The following is a 26,754-nucleotide window of genomic DNA, read 5'->3' on the forward strand; positions in this document are numbered from 1 at the left end:
ATGGACATGTTCAACGCAATCGTCCAGGTGCTGGATTCGACCATCCGCCTCTCGGTGCCGCTGCTGCTCGCCTGTCTGGCCGGCCTTTACTCGGAACGGGCCGGCATCTTCGACATCGGGCTGGAAGGCAAGATGCTGGTCGGCGCCTTTGCCGGTGCTTCGGCCGCGGCGGTCTTCCACTCGGCGCTGATCGGCCTCGGCACGGCGATCCTGATCTCGGTCGCTTTCGCCCTGGTGCATGGCTTTGCCTCGATCACGCATCGCGGCAACCAGATCGTCTCCGGCGTGGCGATCAACTTCATTGCCGCCGGGTCGACCATCATCCTCGGCCAGGCCTGGTTCCAGCAGGGCGGGCGCACGCCGGCACTGCAGCCGGGCGAACGCTTCGAGGCGATCATCTGGCCCGGCGCCGAGGCGATCAGGGATGTGCCGATCATCGGCCCGATCTATGCCGAGCTGATTTCCGGCCACTCGATCCTGGTCTATTTCGCCTTCGCCATGGTGCCGTTCACCTGGTGGGTGCTGTTTCGCACCCGCTTCGGGCTCAGGATGCGCGCCGTCGGCGAAAATCCGGCCGCCGTCGACACTGCCGGCATCTCGGTCGCCTGGCTGCGCTATCGCGCGCTGATCTGCACCGGTATCCTGACCGGGGTCGCCGGCGCCTATCTGTCGATGGTCCAGAATGGCGGCTTCGTGAAGGACATGACGGCGGGCAAGGGCTATATCGCGCTGGCAGCGCTGATCTTCGCCAAATGGAAGCCGGTCAACGCCATGTTCGCTTGCCTGTTGTTCGGCTTCCTCGACGCGGCATCCATCCGCCTGCAGGGGTCGCCGCTTCCCCTTGTCGGCAAGGTGCCGGCGCAGTTCATGCAGGCGCTGCCCTATGTGCTGACCGTTATCCTCCTGGCGGGCTTCATAGGCAAGGCTATTCCGCCGCGCGCCGGCGGCGTGCCCTATGTCAAGGAACGTTGAGATCGGGAACGCTGAGGCTGGATTTTCGTTCGGCGGCGACCGGCATTTGAACAAGATCGTGGGAGAGAAGAACCGGATGTCGCATGATCTGTTCGAGGCGGCGAAGACGGCGATGGCCAAGGCCTATGCGCCCTATTCGAAATTCCCGGTGGGTGCCGCGCTTCGCACCGAGGACGGGCGTGTCTTCACCGGCGCGAACATCGAGGTGGCGTCCTACCCCGAGGGCTGGTGCGCCGAGACGACCGCGCTCGGCCACTACATCATGGGCGGCGGCGGCAGGATCGTCGAGATCGCCGTGATCGCCGAACGCATGGCCAAATGCTCGCCCTGCGGCGGCTGCCGGCAGCGGCTGGCGGAATTCTGCCGGCCGGACACGAAGCTCTATCTCTGCGACAACACCGGCGTGGCCGAGACGGTCACCATGGGCGAGATGCTGCCTTACGGCTTCAGGGGCGATATCTTGAAATGATGGAAGCGCTGGATCATCTGGTCGAGAAGCTGGACGGGCTGGCGCCCAAGGCGGCGCTGGTGCTGGGCTCGGGCCTTGGCGGGCTGGTCGACCAGGTCAAGGATGCCAGGCGCGTCTCTTATGCCGAGTTGCCGGGCTTCCCGCGCAGCGGTGTTTCAGGCCATGCTGGCGAGGTGGTTGCCGGGCATTTCGCCGGCACGCCGGTGCTGATGCTGTCCGGCCGCGCGCATTATTACGAGCATGGCAACGCCGCCGCGATGCGCCCGGCACTGGAGGTGCTGGCCGGCATCGGCATCTCGCATCTGATCCTCACCAATGCCGCCGGCTCGGTCGATCCTGAAATGGGACCGGGCTCGGTGATGCTGATCACCGATCACATCAATTTTTCCGGCTCCAACCCGCTGATCGGCGAGCCGAGCGACCGCCGCTTCGTCGGCCTCACCGAGGCCTATGATAAGGGCCTGCGCAGCGCGATCGAAAAGGCGGCCAAGGAAACCGGCACGGCGCTGCACAGAGGCGTCTATATGTGGTTCTCCGGACCCTGCTTCGAGACGCCGGCCGAGATCCGCATGGCGCGCGTCATGGGCGCCAACGCTGTCGGCATGTCGACCGTGCCGGAGGTCATTCTCGCGCGCTTCCTCGGCCTCAAGGTCGCCGCCTGCTCGGTCATCACCAACCTGGCGGCCGGCATGACCGGAGCGGAGCTCTCGCACCAGGAGACCAAGGACATGGCGCCGGTCGGCGGCGCGCGGCTGGCGACGATCCTGCGGCGCGTCTTCCAGGACGGCTTGCCCGACTGATGCTGCCGCAGGAGATCATCCGCCGCAAGCGCGACGGCCACAGGCTCTCGTCCGATGAGATCGCGGCCTTCGTCGCCGGGCTGACGGCCGGCACCATTTCCGAAGGCCAGGTCGGCGCTTTCGCGATGGCCGTGTTCCTCAACGGCATGAGCCCCGAGGAGGCGGTGGCGCTGACGATCGCCATGCGCGATTCCGGCGACGTGCTCGACTGGTCCGACCTGCCGGGGCCGGTCACCGACAAGCATTCGACGGGCGGCGTCGGCGACAATGTCTCGCTGATGCTGGCGCCGATCGTCGCCGCCTGCGGCGCCTATGTGCCGATGATTTCCGGGCGCGGCCTCGGCCACACCGGCGGCACGCTGGACAAGATGGATGCCATCCCCGGCTATGCCAGCCAGCCGGATGTCGCGCTTTTGCGCAAGGCGGTGCTGGAAACGGGATGCGCCATCATCGGCCAGACCGCCGATCTGGCGCCCGCCGACCGCCGGCTCTACGCGATCCGCGACGTGACGGGCACGGTCGAGTCCATACCGCTGATCACCGCTTCGATCCTGTCGAAGAAGCTTGCCGCAGGCCTGGGCTCGCTGGTGCTCGACGTCAAGGTCGGCAACGGCGCCTTCATGGAAAAGTCGCGCGATGCGGTGGCCCTGGCGAACAGCCTGGTGGAAGTCGCCAACGGCGCTGGCCTGAACGCTTCCGCCTTGGTGACGGGCATGAACGAACCGCTGGCTTCGGCTGCCGGCAACGCGGTCGAAGTGAAGAATGCCGTCGACTTCCTCACCGGCCGTTTTCGCGACAAGCGGCTGGAGGACGTGACGCTGGCGTTGGCGGCGGAGATGCTGCAGTCGGCAGGGCTGGTCTCGTCGCAGCAAGATGGTCTCAGGCGCGCGACCGAAGCGCTCGCCGGCGGCCGGGCGGCTTCCGTCTTTGCGCGGATGGTGGCGGTGCTTGGCGGTCCCGGCGATTTCATCGAGAAGCCGGAAAAATATCTGCCGACGGCGCCGGTCGAACTGGCCGTGATGGCGGAACAGGAGGGGTTCGTGACCGGCATTGCCACGCGCGACATCGGGCTGGCCGTTGTCACGCTCGGCGGCGGGCGTTCCCGTCCGGATGACAAGATCGATCATGCGGTCGGCTTGACCCGGCTGTTGCCGGTCGGCGCCGAGGCGCGCTCAGGCGAGGCGCTGGCGCTGGTGCACGCCCGCACAGACGCGGAGGCCGAGGCGGCAGCGGCGGCCGTGCGTGCCGCTTACACGATCGGAGGTTCCAAGCCGCCCGCCGAGAAGACCGTGCTCAGGCGGATATTGGCGCGATAAAGCAGGTCACCGTTTCGCGGAAACGGTGACCTGCTTTATCTATTTTGTTTTGACGCAATTCCGGACGGAAAACCGCTGCACACTTTTCCTGGAATTGCTTATCACACTTACTGGACGAGCAGCAGCGCGCCGTCCTGGACCTGGTATTTCTGCAACCGCTGCAGGAAGCTCATGCCAATCAGGTTGGTCTGCAGCGCCCGGTCATCAAGCACCATCGCCTGCACGTTGTCGACCGAGATCTTGCCGATCTGCAGGTGGTCGACCGTAACGACGGCGGCCTTGATCGCCCCATTGGCAGTGTTCACCTGTTGATTGAAATCTGACGGGTTGAGCGAGATGCCGATTCTGCGCGCGGTCGAGGCGTTGATTGCAACCAGTGTCGCGCCGGTGTCGATCATGCCGTCGATCTGCCGGCCGTTGAGCTTGAACTGCGATGTGAAATGGCCGCGGTCATCGGCATTGACCAGAACCTGCCGGCCGAGCGGCATCGGCGTGGCCGGCTTGGCCGGGACCGAGACGAGATTGACCTGGGGCTCGGCCTTGGGCGCCGTCGGCTGCGCGGTTTCGGTCGATTTGAGCAGGCCGTCCACCAGATGCGGATTGGCCTGAAAGACGATCGGAATCGAGGCCGAGGTTCCGGCAAAGATGCCGAGGATAAGAAGCTTGCGCAGCATGGATGCCCCTTGGATCAAGGCCACATCCTAAAGCCGGCATGGTGTTTGCCGCTTTAACGTGCGCCGGAACCACGTGGTTGTGTAAACGCGCGGTAAACGGATGCGCTCACTTTGTCCCGTACATGCGGTCGCCGGCGTCGCCGAGGCCAGGCATGATATAGCCCTTGTCGTTCAGCTGGCGGTCGATCGAGGCGGTGAAGATCGGCACATCCGGATGCGCCTTGGTGAAGCGCTCGATGCCTTCTGGCGCGGCAAGCAGGCAGAGGAAGCGGATGTTGGTGGCGCCGCGTCCCTTCAGCTTGTCGATCGCGGCAATCGCCGAATTGGCGGTCGCCAGCATCGGATCGACGACGATCACCAGGCGGTCGGCAAGGTCGCTCGGCGCCTTGAAGAAATATTCGACGGCTTCCAGGGTCTCATGGTCGCGGTAGAGGCCGATATGGGCGACGCGGGCGGCCGGCACCAGGTCGAGCAGCCCCTCGAGCAGGCCATTGCCGGCGCGCAGCACCGAGGCGAAGACCAGTTTCTTGCCTTCCAGCGTCGGCGCCTCCATCTCCTCGATCGGCGTCTCGATCATGGTCGTGGTCAGCTCGAGATTACGAGTCACCTCATAGCCGAGCAGAAGCGAGATCTCGCGCAGCAGCCGCCGGAAGCCGGCCGTCGAGGTCTCCTTCTTGCGCATGATGGTCAGCTTGTGCTGGACAAGGGGGTGGTCGACGACGGTGACGCCCTGCATCGTGATCTCCTGAAATTCCGGCTGCTGGAAGCGACCCTAGCGACAATGCGCCGGCCAAGGAACCGCCCGGCGGCCATCCACCACAGCTTTTGCCTTAAATCCAGAAAAAGAACGAATCCAGCAGAGAGTTAGCGGCCGACGCCGTTGACACGGGCAAGCAGGGCGGCCTTGGTTTTCTTGTCCACGAAGGCTGCCTCGATAGCCGTCCTCGTGATGGCGGTAAGCGCCTTGTCGTCCATGCGGAAATGCTCGGCGGCGATATCGTATTCGCGCTTCAGCGAGGTCCAGAAATAGGGCGGGTCGTCGGAGTTGAGCGTCACCTTGCAGCCGGCGGCGCGCAGCGCCGGAAAGGGATGGTCGGCGAAGCTGTCGAACACTTTCAAAGCGATGTTGGAGCCCGGGCAGCATTCCAGCACCACTCCCTCGGCAGCGATGCGGCGGACCAGGTCCGGGTTCTCGATGGCGCGCACGCCATGGCCAATGCGGGAGGGGCGGATGTGGTCAAGGGCGGCCTGGACACTTTCCCAACCCATCAGCTCGCCGGCATGGATGGTGATGCCGAGGCCGGCTTCACGCGCGATCTCGAAGGCGCGCACATAGTCCTCGAAATCGCCGATGCGCTCGTCGCCGGCGACGCCGAAACCGGTCACCAGCGGATGGCCGCAGCGCGCCGCGAAGCGTGCGGCATGTTCGATCGCCTCGACCCCGACATGGCGCACGCCGGTGACGATCATGCGGCCTTCGATCCCTGTCTTGGCCTTGGCGCGGGCCATGCCTTCGCCCAGCGCATCGGTATAGGCTTTTGGCGAGAGGCCAGCCTTCTTCGCGTGGTCCGGCGAGGTGAAGACCTCGGAATATATGGCGCCGTCGCGAGCGAGGCTGGTCAGATAATAGTCGGCGAGACGCGCATAATCGTCTTCCGTGCGAAACAGGTCGGACGAGAAATCATAAGCGGCGAGAAAGGAGGTGAAATCGTGCCAGACGAAGGAGCCATCTTGGATATAGGGCGAAGGATCCTTGCCATATTTGCGGGCCTGGGCAACGACAAGCTCGGGGGCCGCCGCGCCTTCGATGTGGCAGTGCAGTTCGGCCTTCAAAATCATGCGGTCATTGCGCCCGGCATGCCGTTCTCGCACGGAATTTGGCCGGAAAATCATGCGGGACCTTTCTCGACCGGGTTTTGCAAGCGCGGCCGAAAACCGCGCCTTGGACAATAGCGTCGGCACCATCGATCGGCTATGGTCCCGCCGGTTTTATGACGGATCAAAATAATGTCAGTTGAGAGAACCACGGCCGCGGGCGGCATGGAAACCTCCTATGGTTTCAGGAAGGTCGGGGCAGGCGAGAAGCAGCCCCTGGTCAATGACGTCTTCCATAAGGTGGCCAATCGATACGACTTGATGAACGATCTGATGTCGGCCGGGTTGCATCGGTTGTGGAAGGACGCGATGGTCGCCTGGCTGAACCCGCCGAAGCGGCCGGGCTGGAAGGTGCTCGACGTCGCCGGCGGCACCGGCGACATCGCCTTCAGGATCGTCGAGGCCAGCCAGCGCCAGGCCCATGCCACCGTACTCGACATCAACGGTTCCATGCTCTCCGTCGGCCGCGACCGCGCCGAGAAGCTGGGCCTTGCGGCAAACACCGACTTCGTCGAGGCCAATGCCGAGGAATTGCCGTTCGAGGACGAGACCTTCGACGCCTATACGATCGCCTTCGGCATCCGCAACGTGCCGCGCATCGAGGTCGCCCTTGCCGAAGCCTATCGCGTGCTGAAGCGCGGCGGCCGGTTTCTGTGCCTTGAATTCTCGGAGGTTGAGATGCCGCTGCTCGACAAGGCCTATGAGGCCTGGTCATTCAACGCGATCCCCAGGATCGGCAAGGCGGTGACCGGCGACGGCGAGCCCTATTCCTACCTGGTCGAATCCATCCGCAAGTTCCCCAATCAGCAGAATTTCGCGGCGATGATCGCCCGCGCCGGCTTCGATCGCGTCACTTTCCGCAACTATTCGGGCGGCATCGCGGCCCTTCATTCCGGCTGGAAGCTTTGAGGCTGGACCCCTTGAAGCAGGCTCCTTTGAATCAGGATGGGCGATGAGCAGCGTCGCCGCCGCCTTCAGGCTTGCCCGGGCCGGCTGGGTGCTGGTCCGCGAGGGCGTCGTCGCGGCGTTGCCTGGCGAAGAGCTCTCCGGCATGCCGAAATTCGGCTGGAGCGTTGCGCGGCTTTTCACCCGCCGCCGGGCGCTAGGCTATCAGCGCGGCGACAGGCTGGCGCGCGCCGTGGTTCGGCTCGGACCCTCCTATGTCAAGCTCGGCCAGTTCCTGGCGACGCGGCCCGATGTCGTCGGCAACGACATGGCGCTCGACCTCGCGCTGTTGCAGGACAAGATGCACACCTTTCCGAAGGTTGAGGCGGTGCATGCGATCGAGGCCTCGCTCGGACGGCGGATCGACGACCTTTATTTGAGCTTCGGTGAGCCGGTGGCGGCGGCCTCGATCGCGCAAGTGCACAGGGCCGAGGTCGTGCGCGAGGGCATTGCTTCGCGCGTGGCGGTGAAGGTCATCCGGCCTGGCGTGCGGCACCGCTTCTTCCAGGACCTCGAAAGCTATTTCCTCGCCGCCCGCCTGCAGGAAAAATACATTCCCTCGTCGCGCCGGCTGCGCCCGGTCGAGGTGACGCAGACGCTGGCGCAGACCACCAGGATCGAGATGGATCTGCGGCTCGAGGCGGCCGCGCTTTCGGAACTCGGCGAGAACACCAAGGACGATCCGGGATTCCGCGTGCCGGCGGTCGACTGGGAGCGGACCGGCCGCGACGTGCTCACCATGGAGTGGATCGACGGCGTCAAGATGAATGACATCGCCGGCCTCGCCGCCGCCGGCCACGACCTCAAGGCGATCGCCGCCAACCTCATCCAGTCGTTCCTGCGGCACACGCTGCGCGACGGCTTCTTCCATGCCGACATGCATCCGGGAAACCTATTCGTCGAGGCGGACGGCACCATCGTCGCGGTCGATCTCGGCATTGCCGGGCGACTCGGCAAGAAGGAGCGGCGTTTCCTCGCCGAGATCCTCTACGGCTTCATCGTGCGCGACTATCAGCGCGTCGCCGAGGTGCATTTCGAGGCGGGCTATGTGCCGCGCCAGCACAATGTCTCGGCCTTCGCGCAGGCGATCCGCGCCATCGGCGAGCCGATCCACGGCCAGTCGGCCGACACCATTTCGATGGCGAAGCTTTTGACGCTGCTGTTCGAGGTCACCGAGCTGTTCGACATGGCGACGCGCCCGGAGCTGATCCTGCTGCAGAAGACCATGGTGGTCGTCGAAGGCGTCGCCCGCACGCTCGATCCGGCCTTCAACATGTGGAAAACCTCGGAGCCGGTGGTCGGCGACTGGATCGCCGGCAATCTCGGCCCGCGCGGGCTGCTCACCGACGCGCGCGACGGCGCCAAGGCGCTGCTGGCTCTTGCAAGGCAGGCGCCGGACCTCGCAGCCCGCACCGACCGGCTGTCGCGCGAGATCGACCTGATGGCAGAGAACGGCCTGCGCTTCGACGAAGCGACCGCGCACGCCATCGGCAAGGCCGAAGCGCGCCATACCCGCTCCGGCCGCGCGGCGCTGTGGGTGATCGCGCTGACGCTGATCTACATCGCGTGGAAATTGCTCTGAGCGCACTGCGGCTTGTCGGCGATTGATTGCATTGCTATCATTGCATGCGGCGTCTGAAAAGCGAGTGCAATCACATGGCCAGCATCACGATCCGCAATCTCGATGACCAGGTCAAGGACCTGCTGCGGCAGCTCGCGGCCGAAAACGGCTGCTCGATGGAGGAGCAGGCGCGGGCGATGATCCGCGCCGCGGTCGAGGGCCGGGCGGGGCAGGCCGGCCGGATCGACCAGATCGAGGAGAAGCTGCGCGCGCTGACCGGTTCGAAGGAGCGGGCGGCGCCGGTTGCCGCGGCATCCGGCAAGCCCCTCGGGCGAGGCTCACTCTTCGGCAAGCGCATCCTGCTCATCATCGGCGGCGGTATCGCCGCCTATAAATCGCTCGACCTGATCCGGCGGCTGCGCGAGCGCGGCGCTTCTGTCCGGGTGGTGATGACGTCGGCAGCGCAGGAATTCGTCACCACGCTGTCGGTCGGCGCGCTTTCGGCCGACCATGTCTTCACCGAATTGTTCGACCGCAAGGACGAGCACGATGTCGGCCATATCAGGCTGTCGCGCGAGGCCGATCTGCTGGTCGTGGCGCCGGCCACGGCCGACCTGATGGCGAAGCTCGCCAACGGCCATGCCAGCGACCTTGCCTCGACGGTGCTTCTGGCCACCGACAAGAAAGTGCTGATGGCCCCCGCCATGAACCCGAAGATGTGGGCGCATCCGGCAACGCGGCGCAACCGGGCGACGCTGCAGAAGGACGGCATCGCCTTTGTCGGTCCCGGCAAGGGCGAGATGGCCGAAAGCAACGAAGCGGGCGAGGGGCGCATGGCCGAACCGCTGGAGATCGTCGCCGCGATCGAGGCGATGCTCGACGAGAAGCCAAAGCCGCTTGCCGGCCGCAGGATCATCGTCACCTCCGGGCCGACGCATGAGCCGATCGACCCAGTGCGCTACATCGCCAACCGGTCTTCGGGCAAGCAGGGCCATGCCATCGCGGCCGCGCTGGCAAAGCTCGGCGCCGATGTGCGGCTCGTTTCCGGTCCGGTCACCATTGCCGACCCGGCCGGCGTCGCGACCACCCATGTCGAAACGGCCGCCCAGATGAAGGAAGCGGTCGAGAGCCTGCTGCCGGCGGATGCCGCTGTCTTTGTCGCGGCGGTCGCCGACTGGCGCACGGCCAACGCCGCCGGCGAGAAGATCAAGAAGGTGGCGGGCGAGGGGCCGCCTGCGCTGCAGATGGTCGAGAACCCGGACATCCTGGCCAGCATTGGCCATCATGCGCAGAGGCCTGGCCTTGTCGTCGGCTTCGCCGCCGAAACGCAGGATCTGATCGCCAATGCCGAGGCCAAGCTCAAGAAAAAGGGCGCCGACTTCATCGTCGCCAACGACGTCTCGCATGAAAGCGGCATCGGCCCATCGGGCGTGATGGGCGGCGACCGCAACAAGGTGCGCATCGTCTCCAGGGCCGGCGTCGAGGAGTGGCCGGAGATGGGCAAGGACGAGGTGGCGGCGCGGCTTGCCGCGCTGATTGCCGAGCGGCTACAGACCATCGTGGTGTGAAGCCGAAGCCGGTGCTTGGATCGCCGGCCCTCGACGTCACTCGGCGGCGATGCCGGGACGGCTCGTGTTCGCGGCGAGCCCGGCCTCGATCGACTCGGCGATGATCTTCAAACCGAGCTCCAGCTCTTCCTCGGAGATCGTCAGCGGCGGGGCGATGCGGAAGACTCCGCCCATGCCGGGAAGCTTCACGATGTTCATGCTGAGACCGCGCTGGAACGCCTCCGCCGCGATCGCGGCGCCAAGCTGATGGTCGGGAACCCGGTCCTTGCGGTCCTTCACGATCTCGACGCCGAGCAGGAGACCGCGGCCGCGCACGTCGCCGACGCACTCGTAGCGCTGCTTCAGCCGCGAGAGGCCGTCGAACAACTGCGCGCCGAGATGCTGGGCGCGATTGACCAGCTTTTCTTCTTCCACCACATCGAGCACCGCCAGGCCCACAGCCGCCGGCAGCGGATCGGAGACATGCGTGGTGTAGAACAGAAAACCTTTCGCATGCGCTTCCTCCTCGATCTCGGCCGTCGTCATGACGGCCGATAGCGGAAGGCCGGCGCCGATCGTCTTGGAGAGCGTCAGGATATCCGGCGTGACGCCGTCCCTCTGGAAGGCGAACATATGGCCGGTGCGGCCGATGCCTGTCTGCGCTTCGTCGAGGATCAAAAGCATGCCGCGCTCGCGGCACTTCCGCTGGAGAGCCGCCAGGTAGCCTTGCGGCAGCTCCAATATGCCGCCGCTCGACAGGATCGGTTCGGCGACGAAGGCCGCCAGATTGCCCGTCGACTGGCTGTCGACCAGATCGAAAGCATCGTCGAGCTCGGTCTGCCAATCCAGCGAGCCGTCGGCATGCTTGAAACGCGGCCGGAAACTGTTCGGCGCCGGGATCGCGAGCGAGCCGACCGCGGCAGGTCCGTAGCCCTTGCGGCCGGCGCTGTAGGTTGCTGACGCCGCCACGCCGGTCATGCCGTGCCAGCTCTTCGAAAAGGCGACGATCTCGTGTTTGCCGGTCACCAGCTTGGCCATGCGGATTGCGGCTTCGTTCGATTCTGCGCCGGTCGACAGGAGCAGCACCCGGTCGAGGCCCGGCGCCAGCGCCGCCAGGCGCTCGGCAAGCTCGACCACCGGACGGGACAGCATGCCGCTGAACAAATGCGCGACCTGACCGACCTGGCGGCTCACCGTCGAGACAATCCGGGGATGGGAATGGCCGAGCAGCGCGCTCATCTGGCCGGAGGTGAAATCGAGGATCGGCCGGTCGTCGGCGTCGTAGACGAACGATCCCGCCGCGCGCTCGATGATCGCCGGCTCGAAACTCCCACCATACCGGATGAGATGCTTTTGCGCCGCATTCCAAAAACCATGATCCTGGTTCTTCGACATCGTTCCAGCTCCACCACATCGATTGGCAACAAATAGCGGTTGGCGTTGATGCAGTAAAATTGATAGTAATCGGATCCGGATATCAACGGATTTGATATGCAGGCTCCGCTCGATCTCAAGCTCTTGTCGACATTTGTGCGCGCGGCGCATTCCGGCACGCTGAGCGCCGTTGCGGTGCAGGTCGGGCGCACGCAATCGGCCGTGACCATGCAGATCCAGCGGCTGGAGGAGGCGCTTGGCCAGAGCCTTTTTCATCGCAGCGGCAGCGGCGTCCGGCTCACCGGCAGCGGCGAACGTTTTCTTGCCTATGCCGAGCGCATCCTCAAAATCCATGACGAGGCGATCTCGGCCTTTTCCGACAAGGGCCTGCATGGGTCGATCATCTTCGGCAGCCCCGAAGACTATTTGAGCGCGTTCTTCCCGGCGCTCTTGAAGGGTTTCGGCACCATGTATCCCGATGTCGAGATCAAGGTGGTCTCGGCGCCGACGGTCGAGCTGCGCACGCTCATCAATGCGCGTCAGGTCGATCTGGCGCTCGTTTCCACACCCAATCCAGGCGATGCGCCGGATGTCGTGCGCAGGGAATCGCTGGTCTGGGTCGGCAGCCGGCCAACCCTGGAACTCCATGATTTCGGCGACACCGTTCCGCTCGCCCTGGCTGCGTCGAACGCGATCGACCACAAGGGGGCTTGCGAGGCCATGACCCGCGCGGGCCTGCGCTACAAGATAGCCTATGCCTCCAACAGCCTTGCCGGGCTGATCGCCGTCGCGCGGTCAGGCCTGGCGATCAGCGTGATGGCGGAGGGGGCGGTGCCGCCCGATCTCCATGTCGGCGCTCCGCTTCCTCCGCTGCCCGGGCTTGGCATCGTGATCGATTTCGCCGATGCGGAAAGATCGCCCGCAGCTATCGCCTTTGCCGATCACATCCGCAAGGTTCTGCCGTCGCTTTGAGGGTCTGCCGCCTTGCAGCATGTCGATCAGCTCGTGGGCTGGACCGTCAGCCCGCGGCCATTTGCGGCCGGTTCGCCGTCACCGACATCCTCAGGGCCGCCAGGCACCCGACGATCCCGAGCGGCACGAAAGCCAGGAACAGCCAGCCGGCGACGGTCGCGGCCGCCTCCCGGCTGAGGCCATCGGAGAACCCACAGGCATTGGCGATAATGCCGGCAAGGGCGGCGCCTACCGCATAGCCTATGCGCTGCATCGTCGGCACGGCGGCCGAGGCGATGGTCTGTTCGCCCTCGCGCGCCGAGGCAACGATCACGCGCGTCAGGAACGGCCAAGCGACGCCGAAGCCGCCTCCCTGCAGAAGGGCGCAAAGCAGAATCAGCGGGATCGAGCCGATCGGGATCGTGTAGGCGAAACCGGCGAGGCCGGCGGCGATCATCAGCGCGCCGACGACGATGATCGACCGCTCGCGGTGCAGCGGCGCATTGGCGACGGCGATAGACAGGATCGACCAGGCAATCGATTCGGCGGCGATGATGTAGCCTGTCGTCAGGATCGGGATGCCGTGCAGCGTGGTCAGCAGCAACGGCCCGTAAATGGCGAAGGTGCAGGTCGCCACGGAGAAGGCGGCCACCATGGTCATGCCGCTGCCGAGCGCGGAATTCCAGGAAAAAAGTTGCGAGGGAAACAGGCGCGAGCGCGGCTTCAGCGCATCGACTCGGAAGAACAGCGCGAGGCCGGCCAGGCCGAGCAGTATGAGCAGCGACGAGCGCAGCAAGGCGATGTCGACACCCGCCGCGGCGATCAGCACGACGCTGACGGCAAGGCAGCCGAGCGCCAGGAAGGGGAAGGCGGGCGTCGGGCCGGCGCCGGCCTGCGGCCGCTTCGCCTGCGGCGTGCCAAGCACAGCGAAGCTTGCGAGCGCCATGGCCGCACCGCCAAACGTGAAGACACCGAAGGCCCAGCGCCAGGACAGGAAATCGACCATGATTGCGCCGAGCATCGGGCCGCTGAAGGCGGCGACACCCCAAATCGCCGAGATGATGCCGAAAAGCTGCGGCCAGATATTGCGCGGGAACAGGCGCTCGACCGAGACGAAGGCGAGCGAGACGAGCGCACCGCCACCCAGGCCTTCGACCAGCCGCCCGGCCAGGAAGACCGGCATTGATGGCGCGGTGGCGCAGACCAGCGCGCCAGCGGCATAAAGAAGGGCTGCGGCCATCATGTTGGTGCGCAAGGCGACGAAGCTGACCAGCCGGCCGGCGGCGGCACCCGCGACTATGGCGCCGAGTTCGTATACGGCCAGCGACCAGCCGACGAACTGCACGCCGGCAATATCGCCGACCATCGCCGGCATGACCGTCGCGATCATCGTCTCATTGGTGGCGTGGAGCAGGATGCCGAGGCTGATGAAGCAGAAGCGTGCCAAGTCGCCATTTGCCCACAGCGCGGGCCAATCTATCTTGTCGCCGCCTGCCTTGTTGCCGCTTGCTGCCGTCACGTCGATCTCCTGCTTGCGATCCGCAGCCTCATCCGCATTGCGAATGGGCGCCAGATCCAGTTCGGCAGGGCTTGTAGAACCTCAAGCGCGGTTGAGCTCAAGAGGCTTTTTCGCTTATCGTGGAAGGAAGGCTCCACCGGCCCTGGTGGTCAGTCAGTTCGCTGTGCTGCGCAACTGGAACTGGCTGACGCCGATGGCGATGTTGAGGCCGGTCTGGGTCTGGACGCTGAGCGGCTGCAGGGTGAAGGCATTGCCGGTGCCACCGACCAGGAGATTGGCGCCGGCGCCGACCGCGGCGGTCACTTCGGCGCTGGCGCCGACATAGTCGCCGGCAAGCGCACCTGGGGCGTAGATGTTGTTCATCGGCGTCAGCACCAGCCAGCGCATCACGCTCTGGCTGGTCGTGCCGATATCGAGGCCGTATTTGTTGACGGCGCCGAAATAGGCTTCCGGCGCGAAGGTCTTGTCGGCCGGCGTGAAGGTGCAGCTCAGATCCTTGCTGGAGCCGAAGACGAAGCCGGTGCCACCGCCGATGGCGCAATCCAGGACGCCGAGCTCGACGCCGCCGGTCTCCGCCCGAGCCTGCCCGGCCAGTGCAACGATCGCGATCGCGGTTGCGGCGATGATCCTCGACATATGTCCCCCTCTTGTTTTGACGCAATTCCGGACGGAAAACCGTATCGCACTTTTCCTGGAATTGCTCAAAAGCATGCGGCCCGGAACGGCTACAATGTCCTGTTCCGGGCCGCGCGTATAGGCGGATGTCGTTGGCGGCTGAGCGCCTATTTGTAGGAGTGGACCAGATCCAGCGACGCCACCGCGACAGCGAGGTTGACGCCTGTCTGTGCCTGCACGCTGAGCGGCTCCAGCATGAAGGCGCCGTCGAGGCCGCCGACCAGCAGGTTGGCGCCGCCGCCGGTCACGACGGAGGCCTCGGCGTTGACGCCATAATAGCTGCCGGCGAGGTCGCCCGCCTCATGATGGCGCGTGGCGGCAAGCACCGCCCAGACGAGCTGGCCCTGATGCGTCTGGCCGAGGTCGACGCCGAGCTTGGAGATCATGCCGGTGTACTGCTCGGCCGGACCGTGATGATAGGGACGGAAGGTGCAGGACACGCCCTTGTTGGACGTGATGACATAGCCGACGCCGCCGTCGATCGTGCAATCGAGCGTGCCGAGCCGGAGCGTGCCGGCGCTGACTGGGGAAGCGAGGACCGTGGCGGCAAGCGCGGCAGCGGAACAGGCAAGGGATTTGATCATTGGAAAGGTCCTTTCGCGAAAATCTTGGCCCCGGCTTGAACGGTCGAGGTGCGAGGAGCGTTCCGCCGAAAACTTGGCGCGAACATGGCAAAGGTTAACGCACTGCCCTGGGCGGTTAACGGATCGCTATCGGCGTCGCCACGGCGCAACACTGCGGCCGCCGGCGGCGACCGCGCCTGGCGCGAGATGCCCTTCCGTTACAGGCTTCAGCTGGCGTTGCCGCCGGTGCGCGACAGGCCGTCCTTGGCCGGCTGGTAGTTCGGGTCGAGGTGGATCGCCTCGCGATAGGACTTGGCGGCTCTCACCTTGTCGCCGCGCCGCTCGTAAATCAGCGCCTGGTTGGCCCAGGCCTCGGCATTCTTGCCGTCGAGCTTGATGGCCATGTTAAAGTCGGAGAAGGCGTTGTCCTCGTCGCCTGTCGCCAGATAGGAGAGGCCGCGGCCGTTGTAGGGCTCGGCGGCGTCCGGCGCCAGCGAGATCGCGGTCGAGAAATCCTCGATGGCGAATTTGTGCTGGCCCTGGCTCTGATAGATCAGACCGCGATTGTGGTAGGCGCGCGCATCCGTGGTGTCGAGCTGGATCGCCTTCTGGAAGTCGTTGAAGGCATCCTGGGTGCGGCCCGCCTTACGGTAGAGATTGCCGCGGCCGATATAGGCGGCATCGTAGTTGGCGTTGATCTGGATCGAGCGGTTGTAGTCGGCCAGAGCGGCTTCCTGATTGCCGAGGAAGCGCTGGATCAGCGCGCGGTTCGAATAGGCCTGGTAGAAATTCGGGTTGAGCTGGATGGCCTGGTTGAAGTCCTTGAGCGCCGCCTGGTACTGGCCGCCGCGGCCATAGGCCGAGCCGCGCACATTGTAGCCCTCGGGATCCTGCGGATTGCGCTGGATGACCGCCGAGAGCGAGGAGATGTTCTCGCTTGAGCCTTGCGCCTTGTCGATCGAGTTGAACTCACCCGTCGGGGCTGTCTGACATGCTGCAAGCATCAGACCCGAAAGCAGGGCCGCCGTCAGGGCGAAGCCGCGAAAAGCGGTTCCACGCTCCACGGTAATAGCGTTCATCTTTGTCCTCACTGCCGCAGCGCCGTCAGTCCGTTCCCTCTCCGAACCGGCTCGAATCTATAAACAAAAAGGTGGCGGCGATTCCGCATCGCGCCACCTTCGGTATCCTTCGAAAAGGACGAAAAATAGGCGTTATGAGCGCGGCGAACGCGGCGCGCCACCAGCACCGGCCGGAGCCGGACGCGGGGTCATCGGCAGCAGGCCTTCGCGCTGGGCGCGCTTGCGGGCCAGCTTGCGGGCGCGGCGCACGGCTTCGGCCTTCTCGCGGGCACGCTTCTCGGACGGCTTCTCGTAGTGACCGCGCATCTTCATTTCGCGGAAAATACCTTCGCGCTGCATTTTCTTCTTCAGCGCGCGAAGCGCCTGATCAACGTTGTTGTCGCGGACGAGTACCTGCACGGGCAATCCTGTCTTCGGGTTTGAAATCGTTAGGCAATCGGCCATAGCCGAGATGCCTCCGCGGCGAGTTGCACCGCGAATTGTGGCGGCTGATAGCAGAATCAGGCCGGGATGTCCACCTCTCATTGCCGGAAAGCGCGATCAAAAACCGGAGCGGCGCGCCCCGCCGCGATTCAGCCTTCCACCGCCGCCAGATGGAGGCGTGCGAAATCCTCAAAGAATTCGCCATAGTCGCAGGTGATTTCCTCGCCGGCGGCGATGTCGCGAATGGCGGTGGCGCCGCCATATTGCGAGAAATCGGTATTCGGCCGCTCGGAATGGTTCATGAAGCGGCCATTGTCGACCTCATAGACCATGAAGCCCGGCTTGTCCGGGCTCGGATAGGCATAGCGGTCGAGCAGTTCCCTCAGATGCGGGGATGCCGCTTCATATTTTTCCATCGGAATCAGGCGGTCGAAATCCGGGTCGAGCCGCCAGATCGAAGCACCTTTGCGGATCGGCTCGGCAGCGAAGACGCCGACGCCTTCGATGGCGCTCTGGGCAACATAGGTCCTGATCAGCAGCATCGTTCCCCATCCATTCTCGACGGGAAACGAAAATCGTCAAAACGGGCCGGAATGCAAGGCCGCCGGCGCAAGATTTTCCACTGGCCTGCGGCATGGCAGGCGCCAATACCCTCACGTCCGCTTGATCAGGCATCGCCGTCGGCAGCGGCGCGATCCGGCATGGCGCAAAGCGGCAAGCGCCGTCGCAAACAGCGCAAGGATGACATCGCGGTTTCGCTAGTGATACTCCTCGCGTGACGGGCGGACGACATCCGCGATTTTTGGCGCGAGGCTATAACGTGAAGAAATATTCGGTATTCGCCATCGCCCGCGAGGCGATGCGCGGCCACAAGGGCTGGGAAGAGCAGTGGACCTCGCCCGAGCCGAAGAAGGAATATGACGTCATCATCGTCGGCGCCGGCGGGCACGGCCTGGCGACGGCCTATTACCTGGCGAGCGAGCACGGCATCACCAACATCGCGGTGCTGGAAAAGGGCTGGCTCGGCGGCGGCAACACCGGTCGCAACACCACCATCATACGCTCCAATTATCTCTATGACGAAAGCGCCGGCATCTACGACCACGCGCTGAAGCTGTGGGATGGGCTGAGCCAGGAGCTCAACTACAACGTCATGTATTCGGCGCGCGGCGTCATGATGCTGGCGCACAACGTCCATGACGTGCAGGTGTTCAAGCGCCATATCCATGCCAACCGCCTCAACGGCATCGACAATGAATGGCTGACGCCGGAAGAGGCGAAGGCATTCTGCCCGCCGCTCAACATCTCCAAGGAAGCGCGCTATCCGGTGATGGGCGCGGCGCTGCAGCGGCGCGGCGGCACGGCGCGCCACGACGCGGTCGCCTGGGGCTATGCGCGCGGCGCTTCGGCGCGCGGCGTGCACATCATCCAGAACTGCGAGGTCACCGGCATCAAGCGGGCTGCGAACGGCGCGGTCAGCGGCGTCGAGACGACGCGCGGCTTCATCGGCGCCAAGAAGATCGGCGTGGTCGCGGCCGGCCATTCCTCGGTCATCATGAACATGGCCGGCGTGCGCATGCCGCTGGAAAGCTATCCGCTGCAGGCGCTGGTGTCGGAGCCGGTCAAGCCGGTGGTGCCCTGCGTGGTGATGTCCAACACCGTGCACGCCTATATCTCGCAGTCCGACAAGGGCGAGCTGGTCATCGGCGCCGGCACCGACCAGTATGTCTCCTATTCGCAGACCGGCGGACTGCACATCTTGCAGCACACGCTCGACGCCATCTGCGAGATGTTCCCGATCTTCACACGCATGAAGATGCTGCGCTCCTGGGGCGGCATCGTCGACGTGACGCCCGACCGCTCGCCGATCCTGGCGAAGACGCCGGTCAAGGGGCTTTACGTCAATTGCGGCTGGGGCACCGGCGGCTTCAAGGCAACGCCCGGCTCGGGCAACGTCTTTGCCCACACGATCGCGAAGGACGAGCCGCACCCGATCAACGCGCCCTTCACGCTCGAGCGCTTCCGCACCGGACGTCTCATCGACGAGGCCGCGGCGGCGGCGGTGGCGCACTGATGATCAATCAGTCGCATTGCGATCAACAGGCCGGCGCGCGCGCCGGTCACGGCAAGTTTTAGGATCACCCAGATGCTTCTCATCCGCTGTCCCTATTGCGAGGAAGAGCGCCCGGAACTCGAGTTCCGCAATGCCGGCGAGGCGCATATCGCGCGCCCGACGAACATTGCCGCCGAGAGCGACGACGATTTCGAGAAATTCTTCTTCATCCGCGCCAACCCGAAGGGCGTCATCTATGAGCGCTGGCGGCACATCCATGGCTGCGCGCGCTTCTTCAACGCGGTGCGCGACACCGTCACCGACAAGTTCGTCATGACCTACAAGGCCGGCGAGCCGAAGCCCGCGAAGCTGCCCGGAGCCGCGAAATGAACGCCATGTTCCGCATTTCCGGCGCCGGTCGCCTCAGCCAGGCGAAGACCGCCTCCTTCAGTTTCGACGACAAATCCTATGTCGGCATCGAGGGCGACACGCTCGCCTCGGGGCTGCTCGCCAACGGCGTGCATCTGGTCGGGCGATCGTTCAAATACCATCGGCCGCGCGGCGTCGTGTCGGCCGGCGCGGAAGAGCCCAACGCGCTGGTGCAGATCGTGCGCGACGATGCGCGCAAGACGCCGAATGTTCGCGCCACCGTGCAGGAGCTCTATGACGGGCTGACCGCCCATTCGCAGAACCGCTGGCCGTCGCTTTCCTTCGACGTCGGCGCCGTCAATGACATCGCCTCGCCGCTATTTTCAGCCGGCTTCTACTACAAGACCTTCATGTGGCCGAAGTCGGCCTGGAAGAGCCTTTACGAGCCGAAGATCCGCGCCGCGGCCGGCCTTGGCGTTTCTCCGGACAAGCCGGACCCGGACCACTATGCCGCGCGCTACGCGCATTGCGAGGTGCTGGTGCTGGGCGGCGGCGCTGCCGGCATTGCAGCTGCCCTTGCCGCCGCCGAAACGGGCGTGCGGGTGATCCTCGCCGACGAGCAGGCCGAATTCGGCGGCAGCCTGCGCTTCGAGAGCGGCGCCAGGATCGATGGCCAGGACGGCTATGCCTGGGCGCAAGCCGCGATCGCCAAGCTCAAGGCGATGGACAATGTGCGGGTGCTCTCCCGCACCACGGCTTTCGGCTATTACGCGCAAAACTTCGTCGGACTGGTCGAGCGGGTCAGCGATCACCTGAAGAGCCCCGGCCGCGACCTGGCGCGCGAGCGCCTGTGGCAGATCCGCGCTGGCCGTGTCGTCATTGCCACCGGCGCCATCGAGCGACACATGGTGTTCGCCAACAACGACCGTCCGGGCGTCATGCTGGCCTCGGCGGCGCGCACCTATCTCAACCACTACGGCGTGGCCGTCGGCAAGAATGTCGGCGTCTATACGGCCAACGATTCCGCCTATACCGCGGCGATCGACCTCAAGAAGGCCGGCGTCAACATAGCGGCCATCGTCGACCTGCGCGACAATCCGTCGGGACCGGTGATCGACGAGGCGAGGGCGCTCGGCATCGAGATCAATTTCGGTCGCGCGGTGGTGAGCGCCGGCGGCAAATTGCGCGTGTCATCCATGACCGTGCAGCCGAAGAATGGCGGCGGCGGACGCACCATCCCGGTCGACGCGATCCTGATGTCGGCCGGCTGGACGCCGTCGGTGCATCTGTTCTCGCAGTCGCGCGGCAAGGTCGCCTTCAACGCCGAGACCAAGCGCTTCGTGCCCGGCACCTACGCGCAGGATTGCGTCTCGGTCGGCGCCTGCAACGGCACGGACGGGCTGGACGCGACGGTAGACGAGGCCTATGCGGCCGGCGCCAAGGCGGCGAAGGAAGCCGGCGGCAAGGCCGGAAAAGGCGCCAAGCCGAAGGTCGATGCCGGCGAGAGCTGGTCGCGCGGCATGCTGGGCGCCGCCCCCGGCGCCGGGCCAGGCACCACGGTCAAGGCCTTCGTCGATTTCCAGAACGACGTCACCGCCAAGGACATCCGCCAGGCGGTGCATGAAGGCATGCATTCGATCGAGCACGTCAAGCGCTTCACCACCAACGGCATGGCGACCGACCAGGGCAAGACGTCCAACATGCATGGCTTGGCGATCGCCGCCGAGGAGCTCGGCAAGCCGATCCCGCAGGTCGGCCTCACCACGTTTCGCGCGCCCTATACGCCGGTGACCTTCGGCTCGATCGTCGGCCACGCGCGCGGCGCGCTGTTCGACCCGACCCGGCGCACGGCGACGCATGGCTGGGCGGCACGCCAAGGTGCGGTGTTCGAGGATGTCGGCCACTGGAAGCGCGCCTGGTATTTCCCCAAGTCCGGCGAGGACATGCACGCCGCCGTCAACCGCGAATGCGTGACGGTGCGAAAAGTGGGCGGCCTGTTCGACGCCTCGACGCTCGGCAAGATCGAGGTGGTCGGGCCGGACGCGGCGAAGTTCATGGAGCTGCTCTACACCAATCCGTGGGAGAAGCTGGAAACCGGCCGCTGCCGCTACGGCATCATGCTGCGTGAGGATGGCTTCATCTATGACGACGGCGTCGTCGGTCGGCTAGCGCCGGACCGTTTCCATGTGACGACGACCACCGGCGGCGCGCCGCGCGTCATGAACCATATGGAGGATTACCTCCAGACGGAGTTCCCGCATCTCAATGTCTGGCTGACCTCGATCACCGAGCAATGGGCTGTGATCGCGGTGCAGGGGCCCAAGTCGCGTGAGATCATCGCGCCACTGGTCGAAGGCATCGACATGTCGGACGAGGCGATGCCGCATATGTCGGTGCGCGAGGGCAAGATCTGCGGCGTGCCGACCAGGCTGTTCCGGATGTCCTTCACCGGCGAGCGCGGTTTCGAGGTCAACGTGCCGGCCGATTACGGCGAGGCGGTCTGGGAAGTGCTGTGGGCCGAAGGGCAGAAGCATGGCGCGACCGCCTACGGCACCGAAACGATGCACGTGCTGCGCGCCGAGAAGGGCTATATCATCGTCGGCCAGGACACCGACGGCACGGTGACGCCAAACGATGCCGGGCTCGACTGGGCGGTCGGCAAGAAGAAGACCGACTTCGTCGGCATCCGCGGCCTGACCCGGCCGGACCTAGTGGCCAAGGGCCGCAAGCAGCTCGTCGGGTTGAAGACCAAGGACCCGAAAGTGGTGCTGGAAGAGGGCGCGCAGATCGTCGCCGATCCGAAGCAGCCGATCCCGATGAAGATGATCGGCCACGTCACCTCCAGCTACTGGTCGGAGAATTGCGGCCGTTCGATCGCGCTGGCGCTGGTCGCCGGCGGTCGCGACCGTATCGGGCAGACGCTCTATGTGCCGATGCCGAACGGCACGATCGAGGTGGAAGTCACCGGCATGGTGTTCGTCGACGAGAAGGGAGAACGCCTCAATGGCTAAGGCTGCCGCCAAGACAAAAGCTGCTGCATCCGCTTCCGCCGAACGGCGTCCTGCGCTTGCCGGCCGCACGCTGTCGGCGCCGGGCGTGAAGGTGGAGATCCTGCCGCCGGCCGAACGCGTCTCGCTGCGCGCGCCGCAGGCTTCGATCGCCGCGCTCTCCAAGGCGCTCGGCGTGACGCTGCCGGTCAAACCGAAGAGTTCGGCGGCGAAGGATGGGCGCACGGCGCTGTGGCTCGGCCCGGACGAATGGATGATCATCGACGAGGCCGGCAACGATCCGCTCGCCGACTGCGCCAAAGTGACGGCGCTGCATTCGGCGGTCGGCATCTCGCATCGCAATGTCGGGATTTCCGTCGCCGGACCAGCGGCCGCCGTGACGGTCAATTCGGGTTGTCCGCAAGACCTGTCGCTCGAGGCTTTCCCGGTGGGCGCCGCCTCGCGCACCATTTTGGGCAAGTCCGAGATCGTGCTGTTGCGCACCGCAGCGGAAGCGTTCCGCGTGGAATGCTGGCGTTCCTTCTCGGACTATGTCTTTACTTTGCTGTCGGAAGCGGCGAGCGACGCGGCGAACTGATCCTCGCAGCAATCGGTGCGAGGAACCATAGCCGGTCCGGCCCGTTTCTGCGGCTTGCGAGGAGATTGCCGATGCCGTCCAAAACCGCGCCGAAATCGCCCAAGAAGACTCCGGCCGTCCGCTCGCTGGAGCACGAAAAGCATCGGGAGGTCGAGGAAGAGGAACTCGAGGAAGGCCTCGAGGACACGTTTCCGGCCAGCGACCCGGTGTCGATCACGAGCACTTCCATCCCCGGCGGGCCGGCAAAGCCGGGGAAAGCCAAGGCGGTGCCAGGAACGAAACCGCGCAAGAAATAAGCCTGGACCGATCGCTCGGGGCTAGAGGCAGTACGAAAAAGGGCGGCCAGGTGCCGCCCGTTTTCGTTTGAAATCGCACCTGCAGCGCTTACAGCCCGGGCACGAACCACGGGTTGACGTCGATGCCAAGCTTCGGGCTCTTCGGCTGGCTCTTGGTGGTGTCCGCCTTTTCGACCGAGCCGGTCGCGGTGCAATCGAGGGTCACATTGGCGTTGGTCTGGGTGCAAGCAGCAGGCGCATGCTTGGCCGGCTGGCTCGCGCCGGCAAAGGCGGCGCCTGAGAAAGCCAGAACGGCAGCGAGGGTGAGGATGGTCTTCTTCATTTTCCGTCTCCGGTCGTACATGTACGATACAACGTACAGATACGGTTAACGGAAACTGAATTCAAGAGAGAATTTGTACGCGTACGACAAATCTTCTTGAACATAAGAATTCGCCGGCGCGAATCCAGGCGATGGGCTATCACGGAAAAGCGCTGCAACCGCCGGTCAGCAGTTGACGGGTGTTTCGGTGAGCGAGGGGATATCCTGCGCCGACAATGAGGCCAGCATGAAGTCGCACATCCGCTTCACATAAGCCTGCGGATCACCGAACGGATAGAAGGGGAAGGTGATCAGCAGGGAAATCGTGCCGTGGCCGACGGTCCACAGCATAGTGGCGATAGCGCGCGGATCGCCCTTGAGCTTGCCGGCGGCCACGCAGGCCTCGACCCGCTTGATCAGCACCTTCATGGCGGGGTTGCCCGCTTCCATGTCCTCGTAGCTGCGGCCCTCGGGCAGCCGGGTCTTCTCGGTCATGAAGACGGTGCGGTATTCGTTGGGATTGCCAAGGCCGAAAGCGGCATATTCCGTCATCACCGCCTTGAGCGCCTCGATCGGATCGTCGGCGGGGTGTTCCTCGATGCGACGGGCGAGCGTTTCGAAAGCGTCCTCGGCGAGCGCGAACAGGATGTCCTGCTTGTCGGCGAAATAGGAATAGACCGACATGGGCGCATAGCCGACACGCTTGGCAAGCTTGCGGATGGTCAGGCCTTCGTAGCCCTCCTCCTGAACAAGCTTGTGAGCTGCCGCGACCAACTCGGAGCGAAGCTCAGCCTTCTGCTTTTCGCGGCGTTTCTGAACGCTCAGCGTCAATGTCCGCTGCCTTTTGTCGTTGGTTGCCTGGCGAAATTATATACGCTGTACGGAAACGGACAAGAGAGCAGGCTGGTTCCCTTGCGTACGCTCCAACCTCTGTTAAACGCAATTCCGGACGGAAAACCGCAAAGCACTTTTCCTGGACTTGCGCTCTGTTAGACGCAATTCCGGACGGAAAAACCGCAAAGCACTTTTCCTGGAATTGCTCAAATCGCCCCGATGCCGCCGTCGAGCGCGAGGGCATGGCCGGTCATGAAGGAATTGGCCGGGTCGGCGAGGAACAGGATGCCGGTGGTGATCTCGTCGACCTCGCCGACACGCTTCATCGGCACGCCGCGAGTGAGCTCGGCAAGCGCTTCGGCTTCGGGCGTGCCGGTGAAGCGGACGAAGCCGTCGACCATCGCCGTCCTGGTGTGGGCGGGGCAGACGGCGTTGATGCGAATGCCCTTGCTGGCATATTCCACGGCGGCCGAGCGCGTCAGACCGACGACGCCATGCTTGGCGGCGGCATAGACCGAAAGCTTGGGCGCGCCGGAGAGACCGGCGACGGAGGCGATGTTGACGATGACGCCGCCCTTGCCGCTTTCCCTGAACTGCCGCTCCATCCGAGGGATCTGGTGCTTCATGGCGTAGAAGACGCCGAGCAGGTCGACTTCCACCACGCGGCGGGCCTCCTCGGACGTGACCTGCGGCAGGCGTACGAAGCTGTGCACGATGCCGGCATTGTTGACGGCGATGTCGAGCCGGCCGAATTTTTCGACGGCCAGTTTGACAAGATCCTCCGAGAGCTTTTCATCGGCGATGTTGCCGGCAAGGATCGCGGTCTGGGCGTCGAGGGTTGCGGCGAAATCGGCAAGCGCGGCCTCGTTGAGGTCGGAAAGAACCAGCCGCGCGCCTTCGGCGGCAAAGGCCTTGGCCGCGCCGCTGCCGAGACCGCCTGTCGCGCCGGTGATGAGGACGGTCGCCCCGTTGAAACGGCCCATTTGTCTGCCCTCCGCTTCAGCTCTTCTTGTCGATCAGCTCCACCGCCAGCGTTGCAAGCAGTTTGACGGCCTCTCCATAGGTCTTGGCCTTCTCGGGATTGGAGGCATTGCCGTCGAGCGCGCGGCGATAGACGCCCTGGCAGATCGCCGCCAGCCGGAAGAACGAGAAGGCCAGGAAGAAGGTCCAGTTGCCGATCTCGTCAAGGCCGCGCCGGCGGCAATATGCTGCGACATAGGCCTCTTCGGAAGGCAGGCCGGCGGCGGCGCGGTCGATCCCGCCGAGGCCGCGAAAGCCCGAAGCATGCGGCAGCCGCCATTGCATGCATTGATAGGCGAGGTCGGCGAAGGGATGGCCGAGCGTCGACAGCTCCCAGTCGAGCACCGCGATGACTTTCGACGCATCGAGCGCGAACATCATGTTGTCCAGCCGGTAGTCGCCATGGACGAGCGAAACGCGGCCGTCATCGGTCGGCATATGCGTCTCGAGCCACGCAACCAGCCTGTCGATATCGGCTATGGTTTCGGTTTCGGAGGCCCGGTACTGGCCGGCCCAGCGCGCGAGCTGGCGTTCGAAATAGCTGCCGGGCTTGCCGAAATCGCCAAGGCCGACCGCGTCCACATCGACATCGTGCAGGGCGGCGAGCGTGGCATTCATGGCATCGTAGATCGCCGCCCGCTCGTCATTGCCGGAAGCGTCCGGCAGGGACGGATCCCAGAAGACGCGGCCGTCGAGATACTCCATGATATAGAACATGCGGCCGATCGGCGATTCCTCGCCTGAGAGATGCAGCATGCGCGGCACCGGAACAGCCGTGCCGGCAAGCGCCCGCATCACCCGGAATTCGCGGTCGACCTGGTGCGCGGATTTCAGCAATTGTCCCGGCGGCTTGGCGCGCAGCACATAGCGGCCGCTGGCGGCGGTCAGGAGATAGGTCGGATTGGACTGTCCGGATTTGAATTTTTCGACCTCGGACAGGCCGGCAAAACCCGGGACATGCGCCTCGAGATAGGGCGCAAGCGCCGCCTGGTCTATGGCACCGGCCTCGCCGCTCATGCGTTCTCGGGCTGACGCTCGATCAGCGTCAAGGTCAGCCAGCGCGCCGTCAGCGCCGGCTTCTTCGAGCCTTCGATCTCGATGGTTACGTCATGCGCCGTCTGCACCCAGCCGGATGGCCTCACCTTGACGTCGGCCAGCACGAAACGGGTGCGGATGCGGGCGCCCGTCTTCACCGGCGCCAGGAAGCGCAGCGTATCGAAGCCGTGGTTGACGCCCATCTTGGTGTTTTCCAGCGGCGGCATGGTCTCGAAGGTCATGGCCGACAAAAGCGACAGCGACAGAAAACCATGCGCGATGGTGCCGCCGAACGGCGTTTCGCGCTCGGCGCGCTCCGGATCGCAATGGATGAACTGGTGGTCGTCCGTCGCATCGGCGAACTGATCGATCATTCGCTGCGTCACCGTTCGCCAGGGCGAGACGCCGACCTCCTTGCCGACGCTTGCCAGAAGCGTATCGAGACTGATCGGTTCCACGCTCATGTCCTCCGCACCCCCGTCTGGTTCCTTGAGCCGGGCGTCTTATTCCTTGAACCC

28 protein-coding genes are annotated in these 26,754 nt (G+C 64.9%); 13 read left to right on the plus strand and 15 right to left on the minus strand.

Translation table 11 applies throughout. The features are described 5' to 3' along the window. The 4 genes from E5X34_RS03325 to deoA all read left to right on the plus strand — a co-directional run bounded on the left by E5X34_RS03325 (position 1) and on the right by deoA (position 3,557). Entirely contained in the window at positions 1-972 is a 972-nt protein-coding gene (locus E5X34_RS03325) for an ABC transporter permease (protein WP_042639287.1), read from the plus strand. Between the two features lie 76 nt (positions 973-1,048). Further along, on the plus strand, positions 1,049-1,441 hold the full coding sequence (gene cdd / locus E5X34_RS03330; RefSeq protein WP_126081399.1) for a cytidine deaminase: 393 nt from the start codon (positions 1,049-1,051) through the stop codon (positions 1,439-1,441). Next, the gene (locus E5X34_RS03335) at positions 1,438-2,241 is read left to right on the plus strand and encodes a purine-nucleoside phosphorylase (RefSeq protein WP_292560997.1); all 804 of its coding nucleotides are present in this window, start codon (positions 1,438-1,440) and stop codon (positions 2,239-2,241) included. Before cdd ends, E5X34_RS03335 begins: the two co-directional genes overlap by 4 nt. Beyond that, positions 2,241-3,557 (plus strand): thymidine phosphorylase, encoded by a 1,317-nt coding sequence (deoA, locus tag E5X34_RS03340; protein WP_292560999.1) that lies wholly within the window; start codon positions 2,241-2,243, stop codon positions 3,555-3,557. The genes E5X34_RS03335 and deoA overlap by 1 nt, the downstream gene beginning before the upstream one ends. Positions 3,558-3,664: 107 nt before the next feature. Here deoA and E5X34_RS03345 read toward each other — a convergent pair whose 3' ends face one another. The 3 genes from E5X34_RS03345 to E5X34_RS03355 all read right to left on the minus strand — a co-directional run bounded on the left by E5X34_RS03345 (position 3,665) and on the right by E5X34_RS03355 (position 6,070). Next, positions 3,665-4,231 carry a TIGR02281 family clan AA aspartic protease gene (locus E5X34_RS03345; RefSeq protein WP_292561002.1) on the minus strand — a complete coding sequence of 189 codons (567 nt, stop codon included), beginning with the start codon at positions 4,229-4,231 and terminating at the stop codon, positions 3,665-3,667. A 106-nt stretch (positions 4,232-4,337) separates the two neighbouring features. Then, on the minus strand, positions 4,338-4,967 hold the full coding sequence (gene upp / locus E5X34_RS03350; RefSeq protein WP_027165262.1) for a uracil phosphoribosyltransferase: 630 nt from the start codon (positions 4,965-4,967) through the stop codon (positions 4,338-4,340). Positions 4,968-5,095: 128 nt separating this feature from the next. Then, on the minus strand, positions 5,096-6,070 hold the full coding sequence (locus E5X34_RS03355) for an adenosine deaminase (protein WP_292561005.1): 975 nt from the start codon (positions 6,068-6,070) through the stop codon (positions 5,096-5,098). A gap of 168 nt (positions 6,071-6,238) precedes the next feature. On the opposite strand from E5X34_RS03355, the gene ubiE reads away from it, so the two are divergent. The 3 genes from ubiE to coaBC all read left to right on the plus strand — a co-directional run bounded on the left by ubiE (position 6,239) and on the right by coaBC (position 10,180). After that, positions 6,239-7,015, plus strand: coding sequence for a bifunctional demethylmenaquinone methyltransferase/2-methoxy-6-polyprenyl-1,4-benzoquinol methylase UbiE (ubiE, locus tag E5X34_RS03360; RefSeq protein WP_292561008.1), 777 nt, complete (start codon positions 6,239-6,241; stop codon positions 7,013-7,015). Positions 7,016-7,058: 43 nt separating this feature from the next. Then, the gene (gene ubiB / locus E5X34_RS03365) at positions 7,059-8,633 is read left to right on the plus strand and encodes a 2-polyprenylphenol 6-hydroxylase (RefSeq protein ID WP_292561011.1); all 1,575 of its coding nucleotides are present in this window, start codon (positions 7,059-7,061) and stop codon (positions 8,631-8,633) included. Positions 8,634-8,707: 74 nt separating this feature from the next. Continuing rightward, entirely contained in the window at positions 8,708-10,180 is a 1,473-nt protein-coding gene (gene coaBC / locus E5X34_RS03370) for a bifunctional phosphopantothenoylcysteine decarboxylase/phosphopantothenate--cysteine ligase CoaBC (RefSeq protein WP_292561014.1), read from the plus strand. 36 nt (positions 10,181-10,216) lie between these two features. Here the strand turns inward: coaBC and E5X34_RS03375 are convergent, their stop codons facing one another. Next, positions 10,217-11,554, minus strand: a complete 1,338-nt coding sequence (locus E5X34_RS03375; RefSeq protein WP_292561017.1) for an aspartate aminotransferase family protein — start codon at positions 11,552-11,554, stop codon at positions 10,217-10,219. A 96-nt stretch (positions 11,555-11,650) separates the two neighbouring features. Between E5X34_RS03375 and E5X34_RS03380 the strand changes: the two genes are divergently transcribed. Next, positions 11,651-12,505, plus strand: coding sequence for a LysR family transcriptional regulator (locus E5X34_RS03380; RefSeq protein WP_292561020.1), 855 nt, complete (start codon positions 11,651-11,653; stop codon positions 12,503-12,505). A 46-nt stretch (positions 12,506-12,551) separates the two neighbouring features. Here E5X34_RS03380 and E5X34_RS03385 read toward each other — a convergent pair whose 3' ends face one another. The 6 genes from E5X34_RS03385 to E5X34_RS03410 form a co-directional block, all read right to left on the minus strand. After that, positions 12,552-14,003, minus strand: a complete 1,452-nt coding sequence (locus E5X34_RS03385) for an MFS transporter (RefSeq protein WP_292561023.1) — start codon at positions 14,001-14,003, stop codon at positions 12,552-12,554. A gap of 153 nt (positions 14,004-14,156) precedes the next feature. Continuing rightward, complete coding sequence (locus E5X34_RS03390; RefSeq protein ID WP_292561026.1) at positions 14,157-14,639, minus strand: DUF992 domain-containing protein; 483 nt, start codon at positions 14,637-14,639, stop codon at positions 14,157-14,159. A gap of 146 nt (positions 14,640-14,785) precedes the next feature. Further along, positions 14,786-15,262 carry a DUF992 domain-containing protein gene (locus tag E5X34_RS03395; RefSeq protein ID WP_292561031.1) on the minus strand — a complete coding sequence of 159 codons (477 nt, stop codon included), beginning with the start codon at positions 15,260-15,262 and terminating at the stop codon, positions 14,786-14,788. Positions 15,263-15,468: 206 nt separating this feature from the next. Then, complete coding sequence (locus tag E5X34_RS03400; protein ID WP_042639313.1) at positions 15,469-16,320, minus strand: tetratricopeptide repeat protein; 852 nt, start codon at positions 16,318-16,320, stop codon at positions 15,469-15,471. A 132-nt stretch (positions 16,321-16,452) separates the two neighbouring features. Further along, entirely contained in the window at positions 16,453-16,719 is a 267-nt protein-coding gene (gene rpsU, locus E5X34_RS03405; RefSeq protein WP_042639546.1) for a 30S ribosomal protein S21, read from the minus strand. A gap of 173 nt (positions 16,720-16,892) precedes the next feature. After that, complete coding sequence (locus E5X34_RS03410; protein WP_042639315.1) at positions 16,893-17,285, minus strand: SET domain-containing protein-lysine N-methyltransferase; 393 nt, start codon at positions 17,283-17,285, stop codon at positions 16,893-16,895. Between the two features lie 278 nt (positions 17,286-17,563). Between E5X34_RS03410 and E5X34_RS03415 the strand changes: the two genes are divergently transcribed. From E5X34_RS03415 to E5X34_RS03435, 5 genes are all read left to right on the plus strand, one after another. Further along, positions 17,564-18,817, plus strand: coding sequence for a sarcosine oxidase subunit beta (locus E5X34_RS03415; protein ID WP_292561035.1), 1,254 nt, complete (start codon positions 17,564-17,566; stop codon positions 18,815-18,817). A 72-nt stretch (positions 18,818-18,889) separates the two neighbouring features. Beyond that, positions 18,890-19,186 carry a sarcosine oxidase subunit delta gene (locus E5X34_RS03420; protein ID WP_112126462.1) on the plus strand — a complete coding sequence of 99 codons (297 nt, stop codon included), beginning with the start codon at positions 18,890-18,892 and terminating at the stop codon, positions 19,184-19,186. Next, entirely contained in the window at positions 19,183-22,176 is a 2,994-nt protein-coding gene (locus E5X34_RS03425) for a sarcosine oxidase subunit alpha (protein ID WP_292561038.1), read from the plus strand. Before E5X34_RS03420 ends, E5X34_RS03425 begins: the two co-directional genes overlap by 4 nt. After that, positions 22,169-22,750, plus strand: a complete 582-nt coding sequence (locus E5X34_RS03430) for a sarcosine oxidase subunit gamma (protein WP_292561041.1) — start codon at positions 22,169-22,171, stop codon at positions 22,748-22,750. Before E5X34_RS03425 ends, E5X34_RS03430 begins: the two co-directional genes overlap by 8 nt. Before the next feature lie 71 nt (positions 22,751-22,821). Further along, positions 22,822-23,046, plus strand: a complete 225-nt coding sequence (locus tag E5X34_RS03435; protein ID WP_292561044.1) for a hypothetical protein — start codon at positions 22,822-22,824, stop codon at positions 23,044-23,046. 88 nt (positions 23,047-23,134) lie between these two features. On the opposite strand, the gene E5X34_RS03440 is transcribed toward E5X34_RS03435, so the two are convergent. The 5 genes from E5X34_RS03440 to E5X34_RS03460 all read right to left on the minus strand — a co-directional run bounded on the left by E5X34_RS03440 (position 23,135) and on the right by E5X34_RS03460 (position 26,700). Then, positions 23,135-23,368: a DUF680 domain-containing protein gene (locus tag E5X34_RS03440; protein ID WP_292561047.1), complete on the minus strand. Its 234-nt coding sequence runs from the start codon at positions 23,366-23,368 to the stop codon at positions 23,135-23,137. A 165-nt stretch (positions 23,369-23,533) separates the two neighbouring features. Next, positions 23,534-24,178, minus strand: a complete 645-nt coding sequence (locus tag E5X34_RS03445) for a TetR/AcrR family transcriptional regulator (protein WP_042639329.1) — start codon at positions 24,176-24,178, stop codon at positions 23,534-23,536. 209 nt (positions 24,179-24,387) lie between these two features. Continuing rightward, the gene (locus E5X34_RS03450) at positions 24,388-25,164 is read right to left on the minus strand and encodes a glucose 1-dehydrogenase (protein ID WP_292561052.1); all 777 of its coding nucleotides are present in this window, start codon (positions 25,162-25,164) and stop codon (positions 24,388-24,390) included. A 16-nt stretch (positions 25,165-25,180) separates the two neighbouring features. Then, positions 25,181-26,218 carry a phosphotransferase family protein gene (locus E5X34_RS03455; RefSeq protein WP_292561055.1) on the minus strand — a complete coding sequence of 346 codons (1,038 nt, stop codon included), beginning with the start codon at positions 26,216-26,218 and terminating at the stop codon, positions 25,181-25,183. Further along, the gene (locus E5X34_RS03460; protein ID WP_281035842.1) at positions 26,215-26,700 is read right to left on the minus strand and encodes a MaoC family dehydratase; all 486 of its coding nucleotides are present in this window, start codon (positions 26,698-26,700) and stop codon (positions 26,215-26,217) included. Before E5X34_RS03460 ends, E5X34_RS03455 begins: the two co-directional genes overlap by 4 nt. Positions 26,701-26,754 lie beyond the last annotated feature (54 nt).

It is taken from the genome of Mesorhizobium sp., from assembly GCF_004963255.1.
In the GTDB taxonomy this organism is placed as follows: domain Bacteria; phylum Pseudomonadota; class Alphaproteobacteria; order Rhizobiales; family Rhizobiaceae; genus Mesorhizobium.

Bases quoted from the DNA above. Each gene is read 5' to 3' on its own strand.
- E5X34_RS03325 (WP_042639287.1), top strand. From the start codon at position 1: ATGGACATGTTCAACGCAATCGTCCAGGTGCTGGATTCGACCATCCGC.
- cdd (WP_126081399.1), top strand. From the start codon at position 1,049: ATGTCGCATGATCTGTTCGAGGCGGCGAAGACGGCGATGGCCAAGGCC.
- E5X34_RS03335 (WP_292560997.1), top strand. From the start codon at position 1,438: ATGATGGAAGCGCTGGATCATCTGGTCGAGAAGCTGGACGGGCTGGCG.
- deoA (WP_292560999.1), top strand. From the start codon at position 2,241: ATGCTGCCGCAGGAGATCATCCGCCGCAAGCGCGACGGCCACAGGCTC.
- E5X34_RS03345 (WP_292561002.1), bottom strand. From the start codon at position 4,231: ATGCTGCGCAAGCTTCTTATCCTCGGCATCTTTGCCGGAACCTCGGCC.
- upp (WP_027165262.1), bottom strand. From the start codon at position 4,967: ATGCAGGGCGTCACCGTCGTCGACCACCCCCTTGTCCAGCACAAGCTG.
- E5X34_RS03355 (WP_292561005.1), bottom strand. From the start codon at position 6,070: ATGATTTTGAAGGCCGAACTGCACTGCCACATCGAAGGCGCGGCGGCC.
- ubiE (WP_292561008.1), top strand. From the start codon at position 6,239: ATGTCAGTTGAGAGAACCACGGCCGCGGGCGGCATGGAAACCTCCTAT.
- ubiB (WP_292561011.1), top strand. From the start codon at position 7,059: ATGAGCAGCGTCGCCGCCGCCTTCAGGCTTGCCCGGGCCGGCTGGGTG.
- coaBC (WP_292561014.1), top strand. From the start codon at position 8,708: ATGGCCAGCATCACGATCCGCAATCTCGATGACCAGGTCAAGGACCTG.
- E5X34_RS03375 (WP_292561017.1), bottom strand. From the start codon at position 11,554: ATGTCGAAGAACCAGGATCATGGTTTTTGGAATGCGGCGCAAAAGCAT.
- E5X34_RS03380 (WP_292561020.1), top strand. From the start codon at position 11,651: ATGCAGGCTCCGCTCGATCTCAAGCTCTTGTCGACATTTGTGCGCGCG.
- E5X34_RS03390 (WP_292561026.1), bottom strand. From the start codon at position 14,639: ATGTCGAGGATCATCGCCGCAACCGCGATCGCGATCGTTGCACTGGCC.
- E5X34_RS03395 (WP_292561031.1), bottom strand. From the start codon at position 15,262: ATGATCAAATCCCTTGCCTGTTCCGCTGCCGCGCTTGCCGCCACGGTC.
- E5X34_RS03400 (WP_042639313.1), bottom strand. From the start codon at position 16,320: ATGAACGCTATTACCGTGGAGCGTGGAACCGCTTTTCGCGGCTTCGCC.
- E5X34_RS03410 (WP_042639315.1), bottom strand. From the start codon at position 17,285: ATGCTGCTGATCAGGACCTATGTTGCCCAGAGCGCCATCGAAGGCGTC.
- E5X34_RS03420 (WP_112126462.1), top strand. From the start codon at position 18,890: ATGCTTCTCATCCGCTGTCCCTATTGCGAGGAAGAGCGCCCGGAACTC.
- E5X34_RS03425 (WP_292561038.1), top strand. From the start codon at position 19,183: ATGAACGCCATGTTCCGCATTTCCGGCGCCGGTCGCCTCAGCCAGGCG.
- E5X34_RS03430 (WP_292561041.1), top strand. From the start codon at position 22,169: ATGGCTAAGGCTGCCGCCAAGACAAAAGCTGCTGCATCCGCTTCCGCC.
- E5X34_RS03435 (WP_292561044.1), top strand. From the start codon at position 22,822: ATGCCGTCCAAAACCGCGCCGAAATCGCCCAAGAAGACTCCGGCCGTC.
- E5X34_RS03440 (WP_292561047.1), bottom strand. From the start codon at position 23,368: ATGAAGAAGACCATCCTCACCCTCGCTGCCGTTCTGGCTTTCTCAGGC.
- E5X34_RS03450 (WP_292561052.1), bottom strand. From the start codon at position 25,164: ATGGGCCGTTTCAACGGGGCGACCGTCCTCATCACCGGCGCGACAGGC.
- E5X34_RS03455 (WP_292561055.1), bottom strand. From the start codon at position 26,218: ATGAGCGGCGAGGCCGGTGCCATAGACCAGGCGGCGCTTGCGCCCTAT.
- E5X34_RS03460 (WP_281035842.1), bottom strand. From the start codon at position 26,700: ATGAGCGTGGAACCGATCAGTCTCGATACGCTTCTGGCAAGCGTCGGC.